Raw genomic sequence first — 22440 nt, 5'->3', positions numbered from 1 at the left:
CAGACGGACAGGCTCCGCTCCCCCGCATGACACCCCGTGACGCCCCGCGTCGTCACACCCCGCAACCCCGCGTCACAACCGTCGCGACCGAATCAGACCCGCCCCTACCGTGGCCCCACCGCGAGGCGCGGCACCGGTCGCGCCCCTTCACGAGAGGACAGGACATGACCCTGATCGACCGCGAGCCCCGACCCGCATCCGGCTCCCCCACGCCCGCCCACGGCACCGCGAACACGACCGCGAACGCCGACCGCCCGCGCCCCGCGCCCCTCGGCGACGCGCCCGTCGACCGCTGGAAGGGCGCCCCGCGTCCCACGACGCCCGCCTCATGGATCGCCCGCGCCCGCGAGGTCGCCGACATCCTCGCCGTCGACCAGGTCGAGCGCGACCGCGCCGGCGCCAGCCCGCACCAGGAGGTGGCGCTCCTCAAGCACGCCGGCCTCGTCACGCTGCTCGGCCCGGCCGAGCACGGCGGCGGCGGGCAGACGTGGGACACCGCGTACAAGGTGATCCGCGCGGTCGCCCGCGGCGACGGGTCCATCGGCCAGCTCCTCGGCTACCACTACCTCTGGGCGTGGGCGGCGCGGCTCGTCGGCACGGACAGGCAAATCGCGGCCGTCGAGGAGCTCGCCACCACCGGGAACCTCCTCTTCGGCGGCGCCGTGAACCCGCGCGACTCCGACCTCGTCATCCGCGAGGACGGCGACGACCTGATCTTCTCCGGCCGGAAGTCCTTCTCGACGGGTGGGGTCGTCTCCGACCTCACGGTGCTCGAGGGCGTGATCGAGGGCACCGACACCCACGTGTTCGCGATCGTGCCGACGGACCAGCCGGGCATCGTCTTCGGCCACGACTGGGACAGCCTCGGGCAGCGGCTCACGGAGTCGGGCTCGGTGGAGATCCGCGACGTGCGGGTGCCGTGGACGGATGCCGCCGGCTTCGTCGACAAGGTGTTCCAGCCGCTCGTCTACGGCACGCTCAACGTGCCCGCGATCCAGCTGGTGTTCGCGAACTTCTACCAGGGGATCGCCGAGGGCGCGCTCGAGACGGCCGCCGCGTACACGCGCAGCACCACGCGCGCCTGGCCGTACGGCGGCGACGACAAGGAACGCGCGACCGACGAGTGGTACGTGCTCGAGGGCTACGGGCAGCTGCAGTCGAAGCTCTGGGCGTCGGAGGCGCTGCTGGATCGCGTGGGCGCCGAGATCAGCGCCGTGCTGCACGCGCCGCGCGAGAGGCTCACGGAGCGGAAGCGCGGCGAGATCGCCGTGCGGGTGGCGGCGGCCAAGGCGCGCATCGTCGAGGACGGGCTCGAGGTCGGCACGCGCGTGTTCGAGCTGACGGGTGCGCGCGCCACGGCCTCGACGGTCGGGCTCGACGTCTTCTGGCGGAACCTCCGCACGCACAGCCTCCACGACCCGATCGCCTACAAGCGCCGCGAGGTCGGCCGGCACGTGCTCCTCGGCGAGATCCCGGAGCCGACCTGGTACACGTGATCCGCGCCCGCGAGACGACGGACGGCGCCGTCCCCGAGAAGGGATCGACGCCGTCCGTCGTGCTGCGAGCAGGAAGGGAGCGCTAGCGCTTCCGCTTCTCCCGCACGCGCATGTTGACGATGATCGGGCTGCCCTCGAAGCCGTAGATCTCGCGCAGGCGACGCTGGATGTACCGGCGGTACTGCGGGTCGAGGTACCCGGTCGTGAAGAGCACGAATGTCGGCGGCCGGCTCGAGGCCTGCGTGCCGAACAGGATGCGCGGCTGCTTGCCGCCGCGCACGGGGTGCGGGTGCGCCGCGGTGAGCTCCGCGAGGAAGGCGTTGAACTTGCCCGTCGCGATGCGGGTGTCCCACGACTCGAGCGCCGTCTCGAGCGCCGGCACGAGCTTCTCCATGTGGCGGCCGGTGCGCGCCGAGATGTTGACGCGCGGCGCCCACGACACGTGCGCGAGGTCGGTCTCGATCTCGCGCTCGAGGTAGCGGCGGCGCTCGTCGTCGAGGAGGTCCCACTTGTTGAACGCCAGCACGAGCGCGCGGCCCGACTCGAGCACCAGCTCGATGATGCGGATGTCCTGCTCGCTGATGACCTCGGAGACGTCGATCATGACGACCGCCACCTCCGCCTTCTCCAGCGCCGCGCTCGTGCGGAGCGACGCGTAGAAGTCGGCGCCCTGGGCGAGGTGCATGCGGCGGCGGATGCCGGCGGTGTCGACGAAGCGCCACACCTTGCCGGCGATCTCGACCTGCTCGTCGACCGGGTCGCGCGTGGTGCCGGCGAGCTCGTTGACGACCACGCGCTCCTCGCCCGCGGCCTTGTTGAGCAGGCTCGACTTGCCGACGTTCGGGCGGCCGAGGATGGCGACGCGGCGGGGTCCGCCGACCTCCTCCTTGGCGACCTTGGAGACGAGCGGCAGGGTCTTCAGCACGAGGTCGAGCAGGTCGGCCACGCCGCGGCCGTGCAGCGCGGAGACGGGGTGCGGCTCGCCGAGGCCGAGCGACCACAACGAGGCGGCGTTCGGCTCCTGGCGCGCGTCGTCGACCTTGTTGGCCGCGAGGATCACCGTCTTCTTGGTCTTGCGGAGCAGGCGGACGACGTGCTCGTCCGTGCTCGTGGCGCCCACGTTGGCGTCGACGACGAAGAGCACGGCGTCGGCGAGGTCCATCGCGATCTCGGCCTGCATGGCCACGGACGCGTTGATGCCCTTCGCGTCGGGCTCCCAGCCGCCGGTGTCGACGAGCGTGAACCAGCGGCCCGCGTACTCGGCCTTGTAGGAGACGCGGTCGCGCGTGACGCCGGGGGTGTCCTCGACGACGGCCTCGCGGCGGCCGAGGATGCGGTTGATGAGCGCCGACTTGCCGACGTTCGGGCGGCCGACGACCGCGAGCACGGGCAGCGCCGGCAGGTACGTGACCTGGTCGGGGTCGTCGGTGGCGGACTCGAGGACCTCGAGGTCCTCGTCGTCCAGCTCGTAGTCCTCGAGCCCGGCGCGGAGCGTCTGCGCGCGCTGGGCGGCGAGCTCCTCGTCGATGCTCGACAGGCGCTCGGACAGCGCGCTGTCGAGCTCGGGGAAGTCGTCGTCGTGATCAGCCATGTTGTCCTCTGGCGTGTCGGCCCGTCGCCGGGCCGCGCCTCAATCTGTCCGTGCGTGAACGAGATCGACCACCGCCTGGACGGTCTGGTCGAAGTCGATGTCCGTGGAGTCGATGGTGGTCACACCATCTGCGGCGTTCATGAAATCGACGACCTGCGAGTCGGCCCGATCCCGGGAGGCGAGTGATTCGCCAACCGCGGCTGCCGACTGGGTCGACGTCTCCGCGGAACGCCTGCTCATCCTAGCTTCCGGGGAGGCCGTCAGCAGAATGCGGACCTGGGCGTCGGGCGCGACGACCGTCGTGATGTCGCGGCCCTCGACCACGATGCCGGGCTTGTCGCTCGACGCCATGAGCGAGCGGAAGAGCTCCACCATGTAGTGCCGCACCTCGGGGACGCGGGCCACGCGGCTCACGACGGCGGAGACGCGGGGCTCGCGGATCGCCTCCGTGACGTCGGTGCCGCGGACGCTCACGCGCGTCTCCTCGGGGTCGATCGCGATGTCGTAGTCGAAGCCCTCGATGAGGCTCGTGACAGTGGCGGGATCCTCGGTGTCGACGCCGCTCTCCAGCGCGAACCAGCTGAGCGCTCGGTAGGCGGCGCCCGTGTCCTGGTAGTCGAAGCCGAGAGCGCGCGCGGCGGCGCGGCTCACGCTCGACTTGCCGCTGCCGGCGGGGCCGTCGACGGCGACGACCGTGCGATTGAGGGTGGCGTCCACGAGGAGGGCGTCCTCCAGCGGGTCGGGTGCGTTCACAGCGTCTCCGGTCATCCGGCGATCCTCCAGTCACGTTCTTCCAGCCGCGCGACCAGGCGGTCGCGGGCCTCGGGCAGCACGGCGATCTCGACGAGACCCACCTGCGCGCCCTGCGAGTGCTCGAGGCGCAGGTCCTCGATGTTGACGTCGGCGGCGCCCACGTCGTCGATCAGCGCGGCCAGCTGGCCGGGGCGGTCGTCGATCATCACGGTCACGGCGGCGAAGCGGCGGTCCTGCCCGTGCTTGCCGGGGATGCGCGCGACGCCCGCGTTGCCCGCGTGGATCCGCTCGGCCACCCGGAGCCTGGCCCCCTGCGCGTCGACGTCGTCGAGCGCGTCGATCACGTCGTCGAGGTCGGTGCGGAGCGCCTTCAGGATCGGCACGACGCGCGAGGCGTTGGCGCCGAGGATCTGCACCCACAGCGCCGCGTCGCTCGACGCGATGCGCGTGGTGTCGCGGAGCCCCTGCCCGGAGAGGCCGAGGGCGCTCGCGTCACCGTCGGCCAGCCGCGACGCCAGGAGGCTCGCGACGACCTGCGGCACGTGCGAGACGAGCGCCACCGAGGCGTCGTGCTCCTCGGCCGTCATCTCGATGGGCACGGCGCCGAGGTCGAGGATCAGCTGCTCGACGGGCGCGCCCGCGGCGTACGTGATGCCGTCGTGGCCCGCGATGACCCAGGGCCGGCCGAGGAAGAGGTCGCCCGTCGCGGAGACGGGGCCGCCGCGCTCGCGCCCGGCGAGCGGGTGGGAGCCGAGGTAGCGGGACAGGTCGGCGCCCATCGCCGCGAGCTCGGCGAGCGGCGCGGCCTTCACGCTCGCGACGTCCGTGACGAGGGCCTCGGGATGCGCGGCCAGCTCGGCGGCGACCACGCGCGCCGTCACGTCGGGCGGCACGCAGACGACGACCAGCGACGGCCGGTCCGGCACCGCGCCGATGTCGGCGATGCGGCCGGCGCCCATGTCCGCGGCGAGGCGGAGCGTCGTCGGCGACGCGTCGGCCAGCACCACGTCGACGCCGCGCGCGCGGAGCCCGAGCGCGATGCTCGTGCCGAGGAGGCCCGTGCCGACGATGCGGACGGTCCCCTGCACGCGCGTGTCGGCGGCGGCGGCCGCGCCCGCGGCCTCGCTCACTCGCCGTCCTCGCGGTCCACGTCCCCCTGCGCCTCGGCGGCGGCGCCGGCACCCTGCGGGGTCGCGGGTCCGGCCTGCGCGCGGGCCTCGCGCGAGATCGTGAGGAGCTGGCCGAGCTCGTCGGAGGTGAGGTCGCGCACGCGGCCGACCCCGAGAGATCCGAGGTGCAGCGGCCCGAACTGGCGGCGCACGAGCTCCTCCACCGGGTGGCCGACCTCGTCGAGCATGCGGCGCACGATGCGGTTGCGGCCCGAGTGCAGCGTGATCTCCACGAGCGTCTGGTCGCCGCCGCCCGAGAGGATGCGCGCGCGATCCGCCTGGATGGGCCCGTCCTCGAGGTCCACGCCCTGCGTGAGGCGCTGGATCGTCTGCGGCGTGACGCGGCCCGTGACCTTCGCGATGTACGTCTTCAGCACGCCGAAGGACGGGTGCGCGAGCACGTGCGCGAGGTCGCCGTCGTTGGTGAGGATCAGCAGGCCGCTCGTCTCCGCGTCGAGGCGGCCGACGTTGAACAGGCGCTCCTCGAACTCCTCCGTGAACTCGCGGAGGTCGGGCCGGCCGCGCTCGTCGCGCAGCGAGGAGTAGATGCCGACCGGCTTGTTGAGCATGAGGTAGCGCTTGGAGGTGTCGAGCTGCACGGCCCGGTCGTCGACCGCGACCTCGTCGACGTCGGGGTCGATCCGGCGGCCGGGCTCGGTGACGACCTCGCCGTTCACGGTGACGCGGCCCGCGGCGATCATGTCCTCGCAGACGCGGCGGCTGGCGACGCCGGCGGCGGCCATCACCTTCTGCAGGCGGATGCCCTGCACCGGCTCATCCGGGTTCCAGGCATGGTCAGAGGAGGGGGTCATGGAAGCCTTCCGCCCCGTCGGGGAGCAACGGGGAGATCGGGGGGAGCTCGTCGAGCGAGTTGATGCCGAGCTGCGTGAGCAGGTGGTCTGTCGTACCGTAATGGATCGCGCCGGTCTCGCCGTCGGTGAAGGCCTCGGTCACGAGGCCCCGCGCGAGCAGCGTGCGCACCACCGAGTCGACGTTCACGGCGCGGATCGCGGCGACCTGGCTGCGGCTGATCGGCTGCTTGTACGCGATGACGGCGAGCGTCTCGAGGGCCGCCTGCGAGAGGCGCGTGGGGTTCTGCGTGAGCACGTGGTCGCGGATCACGGTGTCGTACTCGGGCCGCACGTACACGCGCCAGCCGCCGCCGACCTCGCGCAGCTCGAAGCCGCGGCGCACTCCCCCGGTCCTCCCGTCGAAGTCGTCGACGAGCCGCTGGATCGCGCGGCGCACCTCGCGCACGGGTGTCGAGGTCGCCGTCGCGAGGGTCGTCACGCTCTGCGGCTCGTCGGCGACCATGAGCAGCGCCTCGAGCGCGCGGTCGAGGTCGAGCGGGGCATCGGCGTCGGCGGGCTCCGCGGCAGTGCCGTCGGCGGGATCCCCGGGCTCAGCCGTCATAGCCGGCCCCCAGACTCGCGAGCGCGTCGTCGGTCCAGCTCTCGGCGGTCCACGTGAGCGTGAGCTCGCCGAGCGCCTCCGGCTGGTCGAACTCGATGGCGGCGACGCGGTACAGCTCGAGCACGGCGAGGAAGCGCGCGATCACGACGCCCGTGACCCCCGCGTCCGCGACGAGCTCCCGGAACGTGACCGGCGCGCCGCCCCGCAGCCGCGCGACGACGACGGCCGCCTGCTCGCGGATGCTCACGAGGGGCGCGTGCAGGTGGTCGAGCCCCACGGTAGGGATCTCGCGCGGCGCGAGCGCGAGGAGGGCGATGGCCGCGAGGTCGGCGGGCGACGTGGTCCACACGAGCTCGGGCACCTGCGCGCGGAACCGCTCTTCGAGCGGCACGTCGCGGAAGGCGCGGCCGGACTCCGCGGCCAGCCGCTCCTGGAACCAGCTGGCCGCCTGCTTGAACGCGCGGTACTGCAGCAGCCGGGCGAAGAGCAGGTCGCGCGCCTCGAGCAGCGCCACGTCCTCGGCGTCCACGAGCTCGCCCTGCGGCAGGAGCCCCACGAGCTTGAGGTCGAGCAGCGTCGCCGCGACCACGAGGAACGAGCTCGCCTCGTCGAGGTCCTCGGGACCGTCGAGCCCGCGGATGTGCGCGATGAACTCGTTGGTCACGAGGCTGAGGCTCACCTCGGTGATGTCCATCTCGTGGCTGCCGATGAGCGAGAGCAGCAGGTCGAACGGGCCCTCGAAGTTGCCGATGCTGACGCGGAAGGCGCGCTCCGGATCCGCCCGGACCGCGGCGGCGTCCGCGTCGACGTCGGCGGCGAGCTCGCGCTCGGCCAGGGGTGCGCCCCTACGCGACGGCGCCACGCGCGATGAGCTCCCGCGCCACCTTGCGGTACGCGAGCGCGGCCGGGTGCTCGGGCGCGAACTGGATGATGGGCTTGCCCGCCACCGACGCGTCCGGGAACTTCACGGTGCGGCCGATCACGGTCTCGAGCACGCTGTCGTCGAACGCCTCGACCACGCGCTGGAGCACCTCGCGGGAGTGCAGCGTGCGGGAGTCGTACATGGTCGCGAGGATCCCGTCGAGCGCGAGCCCCGGGTTCAGCCGGTCCTTGACCTTGTCGATCGTCTCCACGAGGAGCGCGACGCCGCGGAGCGCGAAGAACTCGCACTCGAGCGGGATGAGCACGCCGTGGCTCGCGGTGAGCGCGTTGACGGTGAGGAGGCCGAGCGACGGCTGGCAGTCGATGAGGATCACGTCGTAGTCGGCGCTCACCTTGCGCAGCACGCTCGCGAGGATCTGCTCGCGCGCCACCTCGTTGACGAGGTGCACCTCCGCGGCCGACAGGTCGATGTTCGCCGGGATGACGTCGAGGCCCTCGAAGCCCGTGGTCTGGATGGCCTCGCGCGGGTCCTTCACGGTGCCGAGCAGCAGGTCGTAGATGGTGACGGCGTCGTGCGTCTGCACGCCGAGGCCCGCGGAGAGCGCGCCCTGCGGGTCGAAGTCGACGGCCAGCACGCGGCGGCCGTAGCTCGCGAGCGAGGCGCCCAGGTTGATGGCGGTGGTCGTCTTGCCGACGCCGCCCTTCTGGTTGCAGAGGGAGATGATCTTGGCCGGTCCGTGGCCCGCGAGCGGCTCGGGATCGGCGAACTCGCGCAGCTCCCGACCGGTGGGTCCGAGCACGGGGACGTCCATTCCCGGGAGCTCGGTCACATCTGGGTTGCGCGTCACGTGGATCTCTCTCTGCCGCTCGTCCGACGCGGGTTCCCGCCGGATCCTGCGAGTCTACCGGGGAGGGTCGCTCACGCCCGGCGGGCACGCGGGTGCGCGGTCGTGTAGACGTCGCGCAGGGTGTCGACGGTCACGCGCGTGTAGATCTGCGTGGTCGCCACCGACGAGTGGCCGAGCAGCTCCTGCACCACGCGCACGTCGGCGCCGCCCGCGATGAGGTGCGTCGCGAACGAGTGCCGGAACGTGTGCGGCGAGATCTCCTCCGAGACGCCGGCGCGCTCGGCGGTCGCCTTGATCACGAGCCACGCGTTCTGCCGCGAGAGCGCGTGGCCGCGGAGCCCCAGGAAGAGCGCGGGCGTCGCGGTGCCGCGCGCGGCGAGGATCGGGCGGACGCGCACGAGGTACGCGTCGACGGCGCGCCGGGCGAAGGATCCCACGGGCACGATCCGCTGCTTGCCGCCCTTGCCGAGCACCCGCACGAGCTCGTCGGCGGCGCCGTCGGGGCCGAGCACGTCGTCGACCGTGAGCGCCGTGATCTCGCTGACGCGCGCGCCCGTCGCGTACAGCAGCTCGAGCAGGGCCTTGTCGCGCACGCGGAGCGGCTCGTCGCCGTCGGTCGCGTCGAGGATCCGACCCATCGTCTCGATGGACACGGCCTTCGGCAGGCGGCTCGGCAGCTTGGGCGGCTTCGCGTCGGCGGACACGTCGACCTCGACGACGCCCTCCTCCAGGAGGAACCGGTGGAAGCTCCGCACGCTCGAGAGCATGCGCGCGAGCGACGACGCCGTGAGGCCGCCGCCGTCGGGGGCGCGGACGCGCTGCGCGAAGCCCGTGACGTGCGCCGGGGTCGCGCCGGCCGGATCCACGACGCCCTCGGCCGCGAGGTGCGCCGTGTAGCGCGCGAGGTCGCGGCGGTAGGCCTGGATCGTGTTGCGGGACAGGCCGCGCTCCACCTCGACGTGCCGGAGCCAGCGGTCGACGGCGCGCCGCAGCGCGACCGGGACCTCCGGGGCGGCGTCGGGCGCCGCTCCCCCGGGTCCGTCGGCCGCGTCGGTCACGAGGCCGACGCGCCCCCGCCGTCGCCGTCGCCGTCGCGCAGCTTCGGGTGGCGCGGCCACGGGGCGTCGGCGGGTCCGAGCGTCGACCAGCCGCGCGCGCGGGCGACGTGCGCCTGCAGCACCGCGATCACGGTCGACGGGTTCTGGATCCGCCGCTCGAGCACCGCGGTGACGACCTCGTCGAGGTCGACCCAGCGCACCTCGATGTCGGCCTCCTCGTCCGTGCGCGCGAACGCCTCCGCCGTGGGGGTCAGCCCGCGGGCGAGGTAGACGCGGATCGCCTCGTCACTGCCGCCGGGCGTCGTGTAGTACTCCGCCAGCACGCTCCACTCGGCGGCGACCAGGTCGGCCTCCTCCGCGAGCTCGCGCTGCACGGCCGTGAGCGGCGGCTCGTCGGTGATGTCGAGGAGCCCGGCCGGGATCTCCCACTCGCGCATGCGCACCGGGTGCCGGTACTGCTTGATGAGGAGCACGCGGTCCCGGTCGTCGATCGCGAGCACCGCGACGGCGCCCGTGTGGTCGACGAACTCGCGCGTGATCTCGCCGTCGCCGTACGCGAAGGTCTCGCGCCGGATGTCCCAGATCTTGCCCTGGAAGACCCGCTCGCTCGACGTCACCTCGTACGCGACGGCGTCGTCGTGCAGGCCGTCCGCCGGGGATCCCGCGACGGCGTCGGTCACGCCACCGCCTCGGCGTCGTCCTCGACGAACAGCGTGCTGGCCGCCTGGCGGTCGAGCGCGGCGCGGATCAGGCCGGCGAACAGCGGGTGCGCGCGGTTCGGGCGCGACCGGAGCTCCGGGTGCGCCTGCGTGCCGATGTAGAACGGGTGCACCTCGCGCGGCAGCTCCACGTACTCGACGAGCGTGCCGTCGGGCGAGGTGCCCGAGAACACGAGGCCGGCGTCCTGGATCCGGTCGCGGTACTGGTTGTTGACCTCGTAGCGGTGGCGGTGGCGCTCGTGCGAGACGGGCGCGCCGTACAGCTCGGCCGCGAGCGAGCCGGGCGCGAGCGCCGCCTCGTAGAGGCCGAGGCGCATGGTGCCGCCCAGGTCGCCGCCCGCGATGATGTCGACCTGCTCGGCCATGGTCGCGATGACGGGGAACGCGCTCTCCGGGTCGAACTCGCTGGAGGAGGCGCCCGGGAGGTCCGCCTCGTTGCGCGCGTACTCGATGACCATGCACTGGAGGCCGAGGCACAGGCCGAGCACGGGGATCATGTTGTCGCGCGCGAACTTCAGCGCGCCGAGCTTGCCCTCGATGCCGCGGATGCCGAAGCCGCCCGGCACGCACAGCGCGTCGAGGTCGCCCAGCCTCTTCGCGGCGCCCTCGGGCGTCTCGCACTCGTCGGACGCGACCCAGCGCAGCTTCACGCGCGCCGAGTGGGCGAACCCGCCGGCCCGCAGCGCCTCGGTGACCGAGAGGTACGCGTCGGGCAGGTCGATGTACTTGCCGACGAGGCCGACCGTGACCTCGTGCTTCGGGTCGTGCACGGCGTCGAGCAGGTCGCTCCAGCCGGACCAGTCCACGGCGTCCGCGGCCGGCAGCCCGAGGTGGTCGATGATGTAGCTGTCGAGGCCCTGCCCGTGCAGCATCTCGGGGATGTCGTAGATGCTCGGCACGTCGACCGCGTTCACGACGGCCTGCTCGTCCACGTCGCACATGAGCGCGATCTTCTTCTTGTTCGAGTCGGAGACGGGCCGGTCGCTGCGCAGCACGAGCGCGTCCGGCTGGATCCCGATGGAGCGCAGCGCCGCCACGGAGTGCTGCGTCGGCTTGGTCTTCTGCTCGCCGGACGCGCCCATGTACGGCACGAGCGAGACGTGCACGAAGAAGACGTTGTTGCGCCCGAGCTCGTGACGCACCTGGCGCGCCGCCTCGATGAAGGGCTGGCTCTCGATGTCGCCGACCGTGCCGCCGATCTCGGTGATGATCACGTCGGGCTGCGGCTCGTCGGAGGACTGCAGGCGCATGCGGCGCTTGATCTCGTCGGTGATGTGCGGGATGACCTGGACGGTGTCGCCGAGGTACTCGCCGCGGCGCTCCTTCGCGATGACCTCCGAGTAGATCTGGCCGGTGGTCACGTTGGCCGCCTGGTCAAGCTCGATGTCGAGGAAGCGCTCGTAGTGCCCGATGTCGAGGTCGGTCTCCGCGCCGTCGTCGGTCACGAAGACCTCGCCGTGCTGGAAGGGGTTCATGGTGCCCGGATCCACGTTGAGGTAGGGATCGAGCTTCTGCATGACGACGCGCACGCCGCGCGCCGTGAGGAGGTTGCCCAGGCTGGCTGCCGTGAGGCCCTTGCCGAGCGAAGAGACGACGCCGCCGGTCACGAAGATGTGCCTGGTCGTCTTCGCCGCGCCTGTCGTGCTGGTGATGCTGTCCGTCGAGCTCGGGTCCGTGTCCGCTGAATTGATGTCCGCCACGGGCTTCCATCCTACGCGGGAATCGGGACGCCGCGACAGCCACGGCGCGCCGCGTCGGCCGCGGGCGGTCCGCTCAGCGCAGGGAGGCGGCCGTCTCCACGAGCTCGCGCGCGTGCGCCAGTCCGCTCTCGCTGTCCGGCAGGCCGGAGAGCAGGCGCGCCATCTCCTGGATCCGCGCGTCGCCCTCGAGCTGCGTGACGCTGGAGGCCGTGACCTGCCCGTCGCCGCCCTTGACGACGCGCAGGTGGTTGGTCGAGAAGGCAGCCACCTGCGCGAGGTGCGTGACGACGATGACCTGGGCGCGCTCGGCGAGCCGCGCCAGCCGCCGACCGATCTCGATCGCCGCCGCGCCGCCGACGCCCGCGTCGACCTCGTCGAACACGAACGTGGGCACGGGGTCGTCGCCGGCCACCACGACCTCGATGGCGAGCATGACGCGCGACAGCTCGCCGCCGGACGCGCCGCGGCCGAGCGGTCGGGCCTCGGCTCCCGCGTGCGGGCGCAGCAGGATCTCGACGCGGTCGGCACCGGAGAGCGCGGGCTCCTCGCGGGGGGACACGCGCACGTCGAGCGACGCGTCGGCCATGGCGAGGGCGCCGAGCTCCGTCGTGACGGCCGCGGCGAGCCGCGCGCCGGCCTCCTCGCGGACGGCCGTGACGCGCGCGGCCAGCTCGCCGACGAGCCGCTCGTCGCGCTCCACCTCGACGCGCAGCAGGTCGATGCGGTCGGTGTCGCCGTCGAGCTCGAGGAGACGCGCGCTGCCGGTGTCGAGGAACGCGAGCGCGTCCTCCACCGTGGGGCCGTGCGCGCGCGTGAGGGCGGCGAGCTCGGCGCGGCGGTCCTGCAGCGTCTCCAGCTCCCGGGCGCCGTCGGCGTCGAGCCCCGCGAGGTAGCCGGAGAGCTGCACGGCGATCTCCGCCACGAGGATCCGCGCGCTGTCGAGCGACTCGATGATCTCGGCGAGGCCCGGGTCGTGCGCGGCGACGCGGTCGAGGCGGCGGTGCGCGGTGTCGAGAACGGACGCGGCGTCGGCCATCTCGCCGGACGCGTCCTCCGACGACATGAGCTCGTGGGCGGCGGACGCGGCGGCGCGCAGGTCCTCCAGGTTCGTGAGGCGGTCGATGCGCTCGCGCAGCTCCTCGTCCTCGCCGGGCTGGGGCGCGACGGCCTCGATCGCGTCGATCGCCGTGCGCAGCTCCTCGGCCTCGCGCGTGCGGGCGTCCTGCTCGGTGACGAGGCGGTCGAGCTCGGCGTGCGCGGCCTGCCAGCGGCGGAACACCTCCTGGTACTCGCCGAGCACGGGCGCGAGCGCGGATCCGGCGAACCGGTCGAGCGCCTGCCGCTGGGCGGTGGACGACCGCAGCCGCATCTGGTCGGACTGGCCGTGCACCACGACGAGCTGCTCGCCGATCTCCGTCAGCAGCGCCGCGGGGGCGCCGCGGCCTCCGACGGACGCGCGGCTGCGCCCCTCGGACGAGAGCTGACGCGTGACGATGAGCTCGCCGCGCGTGCCGTCGCCGAACGGGTCGACGTCTCCCCCGGCGTCGCGCACGCGCTCCGGGACGGGCCCGTCGGCCGCGATGATCCAGCGCCCCTCGACGACGGCGCGCTCGCTCCCCTGCCGCACGGCCCCCGAGTCGGCGCGCGCGCCGAGCAGCAGGCCGAGCGCGGTGACGACCATGGTCTTGCCCGCGCCGGTCTCGCCGGTGACGGCCGTGAAGCCGGGCCCGAGCGGCAGCGTGGCCTGGCCGATCACCCCGAGGTCGCGGATGGTGATCTCCTCAATCACGGTCGACCGGCCCCCTCCAGCCGGTGACCGGCAGCTCGAACTTGTTCACGAGGCGGTCGGTGAACGGCGACTGCTTGAGGCGCGCGAGGCGCACGGGGATGGCGGAGCGCCGGGTCTCCACGCGCGCGCCGGGCGGCATGTCGCGCGTGCGGCGGCCGTCGCACCAGAGCACGCCGGATCCGGAGGTGCGGCTGAGCACCTCGACGGCGACCGTGGACTCCGGCCCCACGACGAGCGAGCGGGCGAACAGCGTGTGCGGGCTGAGCGGCACCACGAGCATGGCCTCGAGGCTCGGCCACACGATGGGGCCGCCGGCCGAGAACGCGTACGCGGTGGATCCCGTGGGCGTCGACACGACCATGCCGTCGCAGCCGTATGACGCGAGCGGCCGCCCGTCGATCTCGACGACGACCTCGAGCATCCGCTCGCGGCTGGCCTTCTCGACGGTCGCCTCGTTGAGCGCCCAGGTGCGGTAGACGATGTCGGCGCCGACCTTGAGCGTGACGTCGAGCGTCATGCGCTCCTCGACCGTGTAGTCGCGGTCGAGCACGCGACGCACGGTGGCCGTGAGGTCCTCGCGCTCGCTCTCGGCGAGGAAGCCGACGTGCCCGAGGTTGACGCCCAGCAGCGGCACCGAGGTGCCGCGCACGAGCTCCGCCGAGCGGAGGATGGTGCCGTCGCCGCCGAGGACGATGACGATCTCGAGGTCCGCCGTCTGCACGTCCTCGCCCAGCACGGCCACGCCGTCCATCTCGGGCGCGTAGGGCAGGATGTCGGCCTTCTCGTCGGCCGTGAGCACGAGGTGCACGTCGGCCTCGGCCAGCTGCGCGCACACGCTGAGCGCCGCGTCGATGGAGTCGCGCCGTCCCGTGTGGGACACGACCAGGATGTGCCTCGCGGGTCCAGCCACTTCGCTCACGCTCCTGTGATCTCGTTCGACGTCGATCTCCATTGTGTCGGATTGCTCCCCGCACGACCGCTGAACCAGGCGAGGTACTCGTGGTTCCCGGCCCCGCCGACGATCGGGGAGGAGACGAGGCCGGCCGTGCCGAGCCCGAGATCCCACGCGGCCCACAGCACGCGCATGACGGCGTCGTCGCGGAGACCGGGGTCGTGGACGATGCCCTCGCGGATCCCCGTGCGGCCCACCTCGAACTGCGGCTTGATCAGCAGCACGACGTCGGCGCCGTCCGCGGCGGTGCGCGCGATGGCGGGCAGCACGAGCCCGAGCGAGATGAAGGAGAGGTCGCCGACCACGAGCGCCGGACGCTCCCCCGCGAGATCCGCGGGCGTCACGCCGGCGAGCGACTCCGGCGTCAGGTCGCGCACGTTGAACCCCTCGACCACGTCGACGCGCGGATCATCGCGGATGAGCGGATCCAGCTGCCCGTGCCCCACGTCGAGCGCGACGACGCGCCGGGCGCCCCGCTCGAGCAGCACCTGCGTGAACCCGCCGGTGGACGCGCCGACGTCGAGGGCCAGCCGCCCGGCGACCTCGACCCCGGGGAAGGCGTCCAGCGCGCCGATGAGCTTGTGGGCGCCGCGGCTGACGTAGGCGTCGGTCCCCGCGACCTCGACGATCGATCCGGGCATCACCCGGAAGGACGCCTTCACGACGCCGCGCCCGTCGACCGTGACGAGGCCGTCCGCGATGAGCCGGGCCGCGTGCGTGCGCGAGCGCGCGAGGCCGAGCGCGGGCAGCGCGGCGTCGAGCCGCTGGTCGCCGCCGACAGCCTCGCCGGGAGCGGGTTCGGTGCCCCGCTCGGTGGTGGACGCGGATCCGTCGCCGGCGTCAGCCACGCGTCGCGGCCCCGTCCCCGCCCTCGAGCCGCGCGCGCAGCTCGTCGTGCAGCAGCGCGAAGGCGGCCGCGCGGTCGCCGAGCGGCTGCTCCTCGATGAGCTGCAGCCGGGGGACCAGCTCCTCGGCGACGTCGCGGTCGTCGCGGTCGTCCGGCTCGTCGCTCACGCCGTCACGCTACGCCCGGCCCGCGCCGGCGGCACCGGCCGCGACGTAGAGGGACTCCTGCACGTCGAGCCCGTAGATCGGCCGGCCCGAGTTCCAGATGACGGCGCAGGCGGCACGGAGCGTGTCGATGGTGGACCCGCCGTCCTTCACGACCTCGACGCGGTCGCCCGCGATGCGCACGGACGACTTGCCGACCGTCGCCACGCGACCCTCCTGCGAGAACCGCGTCTCGGGGTAGGGCTCGTGCAGCTGCCCGAGGTGCTCGAGGATGAAGGTCGGCCGCTGGTCCTCCTCGGCGGCGAGGAGCTGCTTCGCCCGGTCGATGCCGGTGAGCACGTGGACGGACGCCATCCCGGCGCGCGTGGCGCCGAGGATGTCGGTGTCGAGGCGGTCGCCGAGGAACACGGGCCGCTGGGCGCCGAAGCGCTCGCGCGCCACGTCGAAGATCGGCGTCTCCGGCTTGCCCGCGACGACGGGCAGGCGCCCGACCGCCGTGTGCACCGCGGAGACGAGCGTGCCGTTGCCGGGCGCGATGCCGCGTGCGACGGGGATGGTCCAGTCGGTGTTGGTCGCGACCCACACCACGTCCGGGTCGGCCAGCGCGAACGCCGCCTCGGCGAGCTGGCTCCAGCCCACCTCGGGCGCGAAGCCCTGCACGACGGCCGCCGGGTGGTCGTCGGTGGAGCGCGTGACGACGTATCCGGCCTTCTCGAGCTCGTGCACGAGGCCGTCGCCGCCGACCACCAGCACGGTGGATCCCGCGGGCACCCGGTCCGCGAGGAGACGCAGGGCCGCCTGCGGCGACGTGACGACGTCCTCGGGCGCGACCGCCAGCCCGAGCGAGCTCAGGTGCTCGGCCACCGACGCGTCCGTGCGCGAGGCGTTGTTGGTGATGTAGCCCAGCCGGATCCCGTCGCCGGCCGCGCGGTTCAGCGCGTCGACCGCGTGCGGGATGCTGTCGGGCCCGGCGTACACGACGCCGTCGAGGTCCGCGAGGATCACGTCCACGCCGTCGAGGGGCGCGGTGCCCTTGGCTGCCCTAGCGAACATCGCGGTCGTCCTCCTCGGCGGCGTCGGCACGGGCGTCGGCGGGCGCTGCGTCGGCGCCTGCCGCGTCATCGGCGCGGTCACGCGCATCGGCGTCGAGCTCGTCGTCGACGTCGATCGCGATGTCCACGCTGTCCCCGTCCTCGCTCGGCGGGGCGGGCATGTCGGTGGGCTCGGCGGATCCGTCATCGTCGGAGTCGTCCGTGTCGCCGTCGGCGTCGGCGTCGGCGTCAGCGTCAGCGTCAGCGTCAGCGTCAGCGTCAGCGTCAGCGTCAGCGTCAGCGTCAGCGTCAGCGTCAGCGTCAGCGTCAGCGTCAGCGTCAGCCGCGTGCTCGTCGGAGTCGCCCGCGTCCTCGACCTCCACGACCACGTCGGAGTCGTCGGCCTGATCGGCGACGGCATCGGCCCCGGCCTCCGCGCGGTCCTCCGCGGTCAGGTCGTCGGTCTCCTGCGTGCCGTGGCGCTCGTCGTGCGGGTGCTCGACCTCGAGCTCCTCCTCCACCACCTCGACCATGTCGTCCCAGCCCTCGTCCGGATCCGCGAACGCCGCCTCGGCCGTGTCGGCCCGCTGACGCCAGGCATCGGCCTCGTCGGACCGTCCCAGCTCCTCGAGCACCTCGGCGTAGGCGTGGAACAGGTCGGCGCTGTAGGAGTAGGCCACGTCGCGGTTCAGCTGCGCGATCGACAGCTCGTCGAGAGCGGCCTCCGTCTGGCCGAGGTCGAGCCGCGCACCGGACATGGCGATCGCGAGCGCGACCTGCTCCGCCGCCGGCAGCGTCTCCTTCGGCACGGAGCGCCCGAGCTCGAGCGCCTTGTCCGGGCGCCCCTGCCCGCGCTCGCTGTCGACCATGAGGGCCAGCTGGTCGTTCTTGCCGGAGATGCGCCGGTAGGTGCGCAGCTCACGGAGGGCGAGCGCGTAGTCGCCGACCGCGTACGCCGTGATGGCCAGGGACTCCCGGACCACCGCTATGCGACCGGCTCGACGCGCCGCCGAGGTGGCGTGCCGGTGCGCGAGCTCCGGATCCTCCTCGATGAGCCGGGCCGCCATCACCAGGTGCTGCGCGACGCCCTCGGCGTTGTCCTTGCTCAGGGTCTTCAGCTCGTTGCGGGCGATCCGGTCGAGGTCGCCGGGCTTCACGTCCTCGGGGATCTCCGGGTCCTCGTGACGCGGACGCACGGAACGCAGCTCGCGCGATCGCAGCTGCTCCTCCGTCAGAGTCTCCTCGTAGCGGGGCGCGTCCCGGTCGTTGCGCGCCGGTCGCCCGTCGCGCGTCCACAGCTTGTCGCCGTCGCGCGGCGGACGGGCGCCGCTCCGGCCGGCGTCACGTCCGCCGGCGTCGCGTCCGCCGTCCTTCGACCAGGGCTTCCGCTCGCCGTCCCGCGGCGCCCGCGACGCGGGAGCCCCGTCACGCGACCACGGCTTGCGCTCGCCGTCGCGCTGCGGGCGGGCACCCGCGCCACCGTCCTTGGACCACGGTGTGCGCTCCCCGTCCCGAGCAGGACGCGGGGCACCTCCCCCGCCATCACGCGACCACGGCTTGCGCTCACCGTCACGCTGAGGACGAGCCGCGCCACTGCCGCCGTCCTTCGACCAGGGCTTCCGCTCACCATCGCGCTGGGGACGAGGGGCCCCGCTGCCGCCGTCCTTCGACCAGGGCTTGCGCTCACCGTCACGCTGCGGACGAGCCGCGCCGCCGCCTCCGTCCTTCGACCACGGCTTGCGCTCGCCGTCACGAGCAGGACGAGCGGACCCGGCGCCACCGTCGCGGGACCAGGGCTTGCGCTCACCATCGCGCTGGGGGCGGGATGCCGCGCCGCCGTCCGTGGACCAGGGCTTCCGGTCCCCATCTCGAGCGGGGCGATCACCACCCGACGCGCGACCTCCATCTCGGGGACCACGGGGCGCACCGGACGAGCCGCGCTCGTACGGCGGCTTGGCACCATCGCGTCCGCGCGGAGAGTGGGACGATCCGCGGTCCTGGCCCTCGGGCCGGCTGTCTCGATCGGATGAGTCGCTCACTGTGCTCCTGTCGGCCGCGAGGGCCAGATGATGTCTGTGGTGTTGTGGGTGGTGCCGAAGTCAGGTCCCAGGCTAACCGGTGCCACGAGCCGCGGGCACGGATTGGATCCGTGCCCGCGGGTCCCGTGGCTGATGCCTGGTGCCTGGTGCCCCGTGCCCGGTCTCCCCGACCGGGTGGCCCGTGCCGGGTGACGCGTGCCGAGGGCAGGGTCTCCCATGCCCACGCGATCGCCCATCTATGGTCGGCGTTCGAGATCCGCCCGGGCAGACCTGATGGCGTGATGGCTTCTCGCTCGTTCCGGGCGTTAACGCAGAAAGGCCCGCCGCACGATGTGCGACGGGCCTCCCCGATCATTCTCAAGTTAAGTCCGGCGGTGTCCTACTCTCCCACAGGGTCCCCCCTGCAGTACCATCGGCGCTGAGAGTCTTAGCTTCCGGGTTCGGAATGTAACCGGGCGTTTCCCTCTCGCTATGGCCGCCGAAACATCCCATACACACCCCACAAGGGGCATGAAATCTGTGATGAATCGACCAGTCAAGCTGGTTATTCAATTGATACCCGACCGTATATCGGGAACCACATAGTGGACGCAAGCAAAATGTTTTCAAGATATCGGCTTATTAGTACAGGTCAGCTCCACGAGTCTTTAGTCCTCGCTTCCACATCCTGCCTATCAACCCGGTAGTCTAGCCGGGAGCCTTCACCCTAAAAGGGATGGAAATCTCATCTCGAAGCCGGCTTCCCGCTTAGATGCTTTCAGCGGTTATCCGTTCCGAACGTAGCTAATCAGCGGTGCTCCTGGCGGAACAACTGACACACCAGAGGTTCGTCCATCCCGGTCCTCTCGTACTAGGGATAGATCTTCTCAAATTTCCTACGCGCGCAGCGGATAGGGACCGAACTGTCTCACGACGTTCTAAACCCAGCTCGCGTACCGCTTTAATGGGCGAACAGCCCAACCCTTGGGACCTACTCCAGCCCCAGGATGCGACGAGCCGACATCGAGGTGCCAAACCATGCCGTCGATATGGACTCTTGGGCAAGATCAGCCTGTTATCCCCGAGGTACCTTTTATCCGTTGAGCGACAGCGCTTCCACAAGCCACTGCCGGATCACTAGTCCCGACTTTCGTCCCTGCTCGACTTGTCAGTCTCACAGTCAAGCTCCCTTGTGCACTTACACTCGACACCTGATTACCAACCAGGTTGAGGGAACCTTTGGGCGCCTCCGTTACTCTTTAGGAGGCAACCGCCCCAGTTAAACTACCCACCAGGCACTGTCCCTGAACCGGATTACGGTTCGAAGTTAGATATCCAGAGTGACCAGAGTGGTATTTCAACAATGACTCCACCCGAACTAGCGTCCGAGCTTCACAGTCTCCCACCTATCCTACACAAGCCACACCGAACACCAATACCAAGCTGTAGTAAAGGTCACGGGGTCTTTCCGTCCTGCTGCGCGTAACGAGCATCTTTACTCGTAGTGCAATTTCGCCGAGTTCGCGGTTGAGACAGCTGGGAAGTCGTTACGCCATTCGTGCAGGTCGGAACTTACCCGACAAGGAATTTCGCTACCTTAGGATGGTTATAGTTACCACCGCCGTTTACTGGGGCTTAAATTCTCAGCTTCGCCCTTGCGGACTAACCGTTCCTCTTAACCTTCCAGCACCGGGCAGGCGTCAGTCCGTATACATCGTCTTGCGACTTAGCACGGACCTGTGTTTTTAGTAAACAGTCGCTTCCCACTGGTCTCTGCGGCCTTCAAACGCTTCAGGAGTAAATCCCTACACGCCTCAGGCCCCCCTTCTCCCGAAGTTACGGGGGCATTTTGCCGAGTTCCTTAACCACGATTCTCTCGATCTCCTTAGTATTCTCTACCTGACCACCTGAGTCGGTTTGGGGTACGGGCGATTGGAACCTCGCGTCGATGCTTTTCTCGGCAGCATAGGATCACTGATTTCGTCCGTGAGGACTACCCATCGGGTCTCAGGCTACATAGAAGACGGATTTGCCTATCTTCTGCCCTACATCCTTAGACCGGGACAACCATCGCCCGGCTCAGCTACCTTCCTGCGTCACACCTGTTAATACGCTAAACGCCCCAGCGTAGGGTCGTGTGCTAGGCCAAGACCGTCACCCCGAAGGGATCGAATCAAGGATTCAGACACTTAGCATTACTGGATTGTCTTGGGCGGTTCTTCATCGGTACGGGAATATCAACCCGTTGTCCATCGACTACGCCTGTCGGCCTCGCCTTAGGTCCCGACTTACCCAGGGCGGATTAGCCTGGCCCTGGAACCCTTGGTCTTTCGGAGGACGGGTTTCTCACCCGTCTTTCGCTACTCATGCCTGCATTCTCACTCGTGTGGCCTCCACGGCTGGTTCACACCGCCGCTTCGCTGGCCACACGACGCTCTCCTACCCATCCATACGGCTGGACCACGAAGGCCTGCCTATAATATAAATGCCACAACTTCGGTGGCGTGCTTGAGCCCCGTTACATTGTCGGCGCGGAATCACTTGACCAGTGAGCTATTACGCACTCTTTCAAGGGTGGCTGCTTCTAAGCCAACCTCCTGGTTGTCTATGCAACTCCACATCCTTTCCCACTTAGCACGCGCTTAGGGACCTTAGATGGTGGTCTGGGTTGTTTCCCTCTCGACGATGAAGCTTATCCCCCACCGTCTCACTGCTGCGCTCTCACTTACCGGCATTCGGAGTTTGGCTGAAGTCAGTAACCTTTTGGGGCCCATCGTCCATCCAGTAGCTCTACCTCCGGCAAGAAACACGCAACGCTGCACCTAAATGCATTTCGGAGAGAACCAGCTATCACGAAGTTTGATTGGCCTTTCACCCCTATCCACAGCTCATCCCCTCCATTTTCAACTGAAGTGGGTTCGGTCCTCCACGACGTCTTACCGTCGCTTCAACCTGGCCATGGATAGATCACTTCGCTTCGGGTCTAGAACATGCGACTCATACGCCCTATTAAGACTCGCTTTCGCTACGGCTGCCCCTCACGGGTTAACCTCGCCACATATCACTAACTCGCAGGCTCATTCTTCAAAAGGCACGCTGTCACACCAACAAGGGTGCTCCAACGGTTTGTAAGCAAACGGTTTCAGGTACTATTTCACTCCCCTCCCGGGGTACTTTTCACCTTTCCCTCACGGTACTTGTCCGCTATCGGTCATCTGGGAGTATTTAGGCTTATCAGGTGGTCCTGACAGATTCACACGGGATTTCTCGGGCCCCGTGCTACTTGGGATACTCTCCGGACAGGCGACGACATTTCGACTACGGGGTTCGCACCCTCTATGACTGGCCTTTCAAGACCATTCGTCTATATCGCGCTCATTGCCCTCACAGCTCGGTAGAACTGTACGGAAAGTCCCACAACCCCGACCATGCAACTCCTACCGGATATCACACATGATCGGTTTGGCCTCTTCCGGTTTCGCTCGCCACTACTAACGGAATCGCTTTTGCTTTCTCTTCCTGTGGGTACTGAGATGTTTCACTTCCCCACGTTCCCTCTACCCGCCCTATATATTCAGGCGGGAGTCACCAGGTCACCCAAAGGGCCTGGCGGGGTTTCCCCATTCGGAGATCCTCGGATCAAAGCTCTATTATCAGCTCCCCGAGGCTTATCGCAGATTTATACGTCCTTCTTCGGCTCCAGATGCCAAGGCATCCACCGTTTGCTCTTAGAATCTTGAAATCACATGAGATTGAATCGTTTCGCCTCCCCCTAGAGGAGACAGAATTGACCAATGATCTATAAATAGATCTTTGTGATCCACCGGAAAACCGGTGAATCTAAGATGCTCGCGTCCACTGTGTAGTTCTCAATATACGGGCGGTACCCCACCACCATCCACAACAGGACGACGGAAAGGGTCCGACAAGAAACCAGACACACCCAAAAGGTGCGGCCCGGTCCCTCAGGACCCAACAGCGTGCAACATGCCCTCGACACACCGAACCAC

The 22440-nt window shown here is 70.1% G+C and carries 17 protein-coding genes and 2 rRNA genes; 1 reads left to right on the top strand and 18 read right to left on the bottom strand.

All coding sequences use genetic code 11. The features are described 5' to 3' along the window. Nucleotides 1-164 precede the first annotated feature (164 nt). The gene (locus tag FGI33_RS03315) at nt 165-1496 is read left to right on the top strand and encodes an acyl-CoA dehydrogenase family protein (protein WP_220453063.1); all 1332 of its coding nucleotides are present in this window, start codon (nt 165-167) and stop codon (nt 1494-1496) included. A gap of 82 nt (nt 1497-1578) precedes the next feature. Here the strand turns inward: FGI33_RS03315 and der are convergent, their stop codons facing one another. The 18 genes from der to FGI33_RS03225 form a co-directional block, all read right to left on the bottom strand. After that, entirely contained in the window at nt 1579-3087 is a 1509-nt protein-coding gene (gene der / locus FGI33_RS03310) for a ribosome biogenesis GTPase Der (protein ID WP_119402574.1), read from the bottom strand. Nucleotides 3088-3126: 39 nt separating this feature from the next. Continuing rightward, the gene (cmk, locus tag FGI33_RS03305; RefSeq protein WP_182623283.1) at nt 3127-3855 is read right to left on the bottom strand and encodes a (d)CMP kinase; all 729 of its coding nucleotides are present in this window, start codon (nt 3853-3855) and stop codon (nt 3127-3129) included. Beyond that, nucleotides 3852-4970 (bottom strand): prephenate dehydrogenase, encoded by a 1119-nt coding sequence (locus tag FGI33_RS03300; protein ID WP_119434366.1) that lies wholly within the window; start codon nt 4968-4970, stop codon nt 3852-3854. Before FGI33_RS03300 ends, cmk begins: the two co-directional genes overlap by 4 nt. Continuing rightward, nucleotides 4967-5821, bottom strand: coding sequence for a pseudouridine synthase (locus tag FGI33_RS03295; protein WP_119435038.1), 855 nt, complete (start codon nt 5819-5821; stop codon nt 4967-4969). The genes FGI33_RS03300 and FGI33_RS03295 overlap by 4 nt, the downstream gene beginning before the upstream one ends. Then, the gene (gene scpB / locus FGI33_RS03290) at nt 5805-6422 is read right to left on the bottom strand and encodes an SMC-Scp complex subunit ScpB (RefSeq protein ID WP_119435039.1); all 618 of its coding nucleotides are present in this window, start codon (nt 6420-6422) and stop codon (nt 5805-5807) included. Before scpB ends, FGI33_RS03295 begins: the two co-directional genes overlap by 17 nt. Next, the gene (locus tag FGI33_RS03285) at nt 6412-7284 is read right to left on the bottom strand and encodes a segregation and condensation protein A (protein ID WP_119402703.1); all 873 of its coding nucleotides are present in this window, start codon (nt 7282-7284) and stop codon (nt 6412-6414) included. Before FGI33_RS03285 ends, scpB begins: the two co-directional genes overlap by 11 nt. After that, nucleotides 7268-8152, bottom strand: coding sequence for a ParA family protein (locus FGI33_RS03280; protein WP_119435040.1), 885 nt, complete (start codon nt 8150-8152; stop codon nt 7268-7270). The genes FGI33_RS03285 and FGI33_RS03280 overlap by 17 nt, the downstream gene beginning before the upstream one ends. A gap of 71 nt (nt 8153-8223) precedes the next feature. Then, a complete protein-coding gene (locus FGI33_RS03275; protein WP_119435041.1) occupies nt 8224-9210 on the bottom strand; it encodes a site-specific tyrosine recombinase XerD in 987 nt (328 codons plus the stop codon). Next, nucleotides 9207-9890, bottom strand: coding sequence for an NUDIX domain-containing protein (locus FGI33_RS03270; RefSeq protein ID WP_237582252.1), 684 nt, complete (start codon nt 9888-9890; stop codon nt 9207-9209). Before FGI33_RS03270 ends, FGI33_RS03275 begins: the two co-directional genes overlap by 4 nt. After that, entirely contained in the window at nt 9887-11581 is a 1695-nt protein-coding gene (locus FGI33_RS03265; RefSeq protein WP_182623359.1) for a CTP synthase, read from the bottom strand. The genes FGI33_RS03270 and FGI33_RS03265 overlap by 4 nt, the downstream gene beginning before the upstream one ends. Nucleotides 11582-11702: 121 nt before the next feature. Beyond that, complete coding sequence (recN, locus tag FGI33_RS03260) at nt 11703-13418, bottom strand: DNA repair protein RecN (protein WP_237582251.1); 1716 nt, start codon at nt 13416-13418, stop codon at nt 11703-11705. Then, nucleotides 13411-14328 carry an NAD kinase gene (locus tag FGI33_RS03255; RefSeq protein ID WP_390613197.1) on the bottom strand — a complete coding sequence of 306 codons (918 nt, stop codon included), beginning with the start codon at nt 14326-14328 and terminating at the stop codon, nt 13411-13413. The genes recN and FGI33_RS03255 overlap by 8 nt, the downstream gene beginning before the upstream one ends. A gap of 5 nt (nt 14329-14333) precedes the next feature. Further along, the gene (locus tag FGI33_RS03250; protein WP_237582250.1) at nt 14334-15218 is read right to left on the bottom strand and encodes a TlyA family RNA methyltransferase; all 885 of its coding nucleotides are present in this window, start codon (nt 15216-15218) and stop codon (nt 14334-14336) included. After that, the gene (locus tag FGI33_RS03245) at nt 15211-15384 is read right to left on the bottom strand and encodes a hypothetical protein (RefSeq protein ID WP_182478399.1); all 174 of its coding nucleotides are present in this window, start codon (nt 15382-15384) and stop codon (nt 15211-15213) included. Before FGI33_RS03245 ends, FGI33_RS03250 begins: the two co-directional genes overlap by 8 nt. Before the next feature lie 9 nt (nt 15385-15393). Then, complete coding sequence (locus FGI33_RS03240) at nt 15394-16434, bottom strand: HAD-IIA family hydrolase (protein ID WP_119435128.1); 1041 nt, start codon at nt 16432-16434, stop codon at nt 15394-15396. Next, the gene (locus FGI33_RS03235) at nt 16424-17608 is read right to left on the bottom strand and encodes a tetratricopeptide repeat protein (RefSeq protein WP_237582249.1); all 1185 of its coding nucleotides are present in this window, start codon (nt 17606-17608) and stop codon (nt 16424-16426) included. The genes FGI33_RS03240 and FGI33_RS03235 overlap by 11 nt, the downstream gene beginning before the upstream one ends. Nucleotides 17609-18817: 1209 nt before the next feature. Beyond that, nucleotides 18818-18934: ribosomal RNA gene (gene rrf / locus FGI33_RS03230) — 5S ribosomal RNA — on the bottom strand. Between the two features lie 118 nt (nt 18935-19052). Next, nucleotides 19053-22172, bottom strand: a 23S ribosomal RNA gene (locus FGI33_RS03225). Nucleotides 22173-22440: the final 268 nt, after the last annotated feature.

The sequence above is a fragment of the Clavibacter phaseoli genome (assembly GCF_021922925.1).
Taxonomy (GTDB): domain Bacteria; phylum Actinomycetota; class Actinomycetes; order Actinomycetales; family Microbacteriaceae; genus Clavibacter; species Clavibacter phaseoli.
The sequence above is the reverse complement of the archived record's forward strand: the minus strand, read 5'-3'. Positions and strand labels throughout refer to the sequence as shown.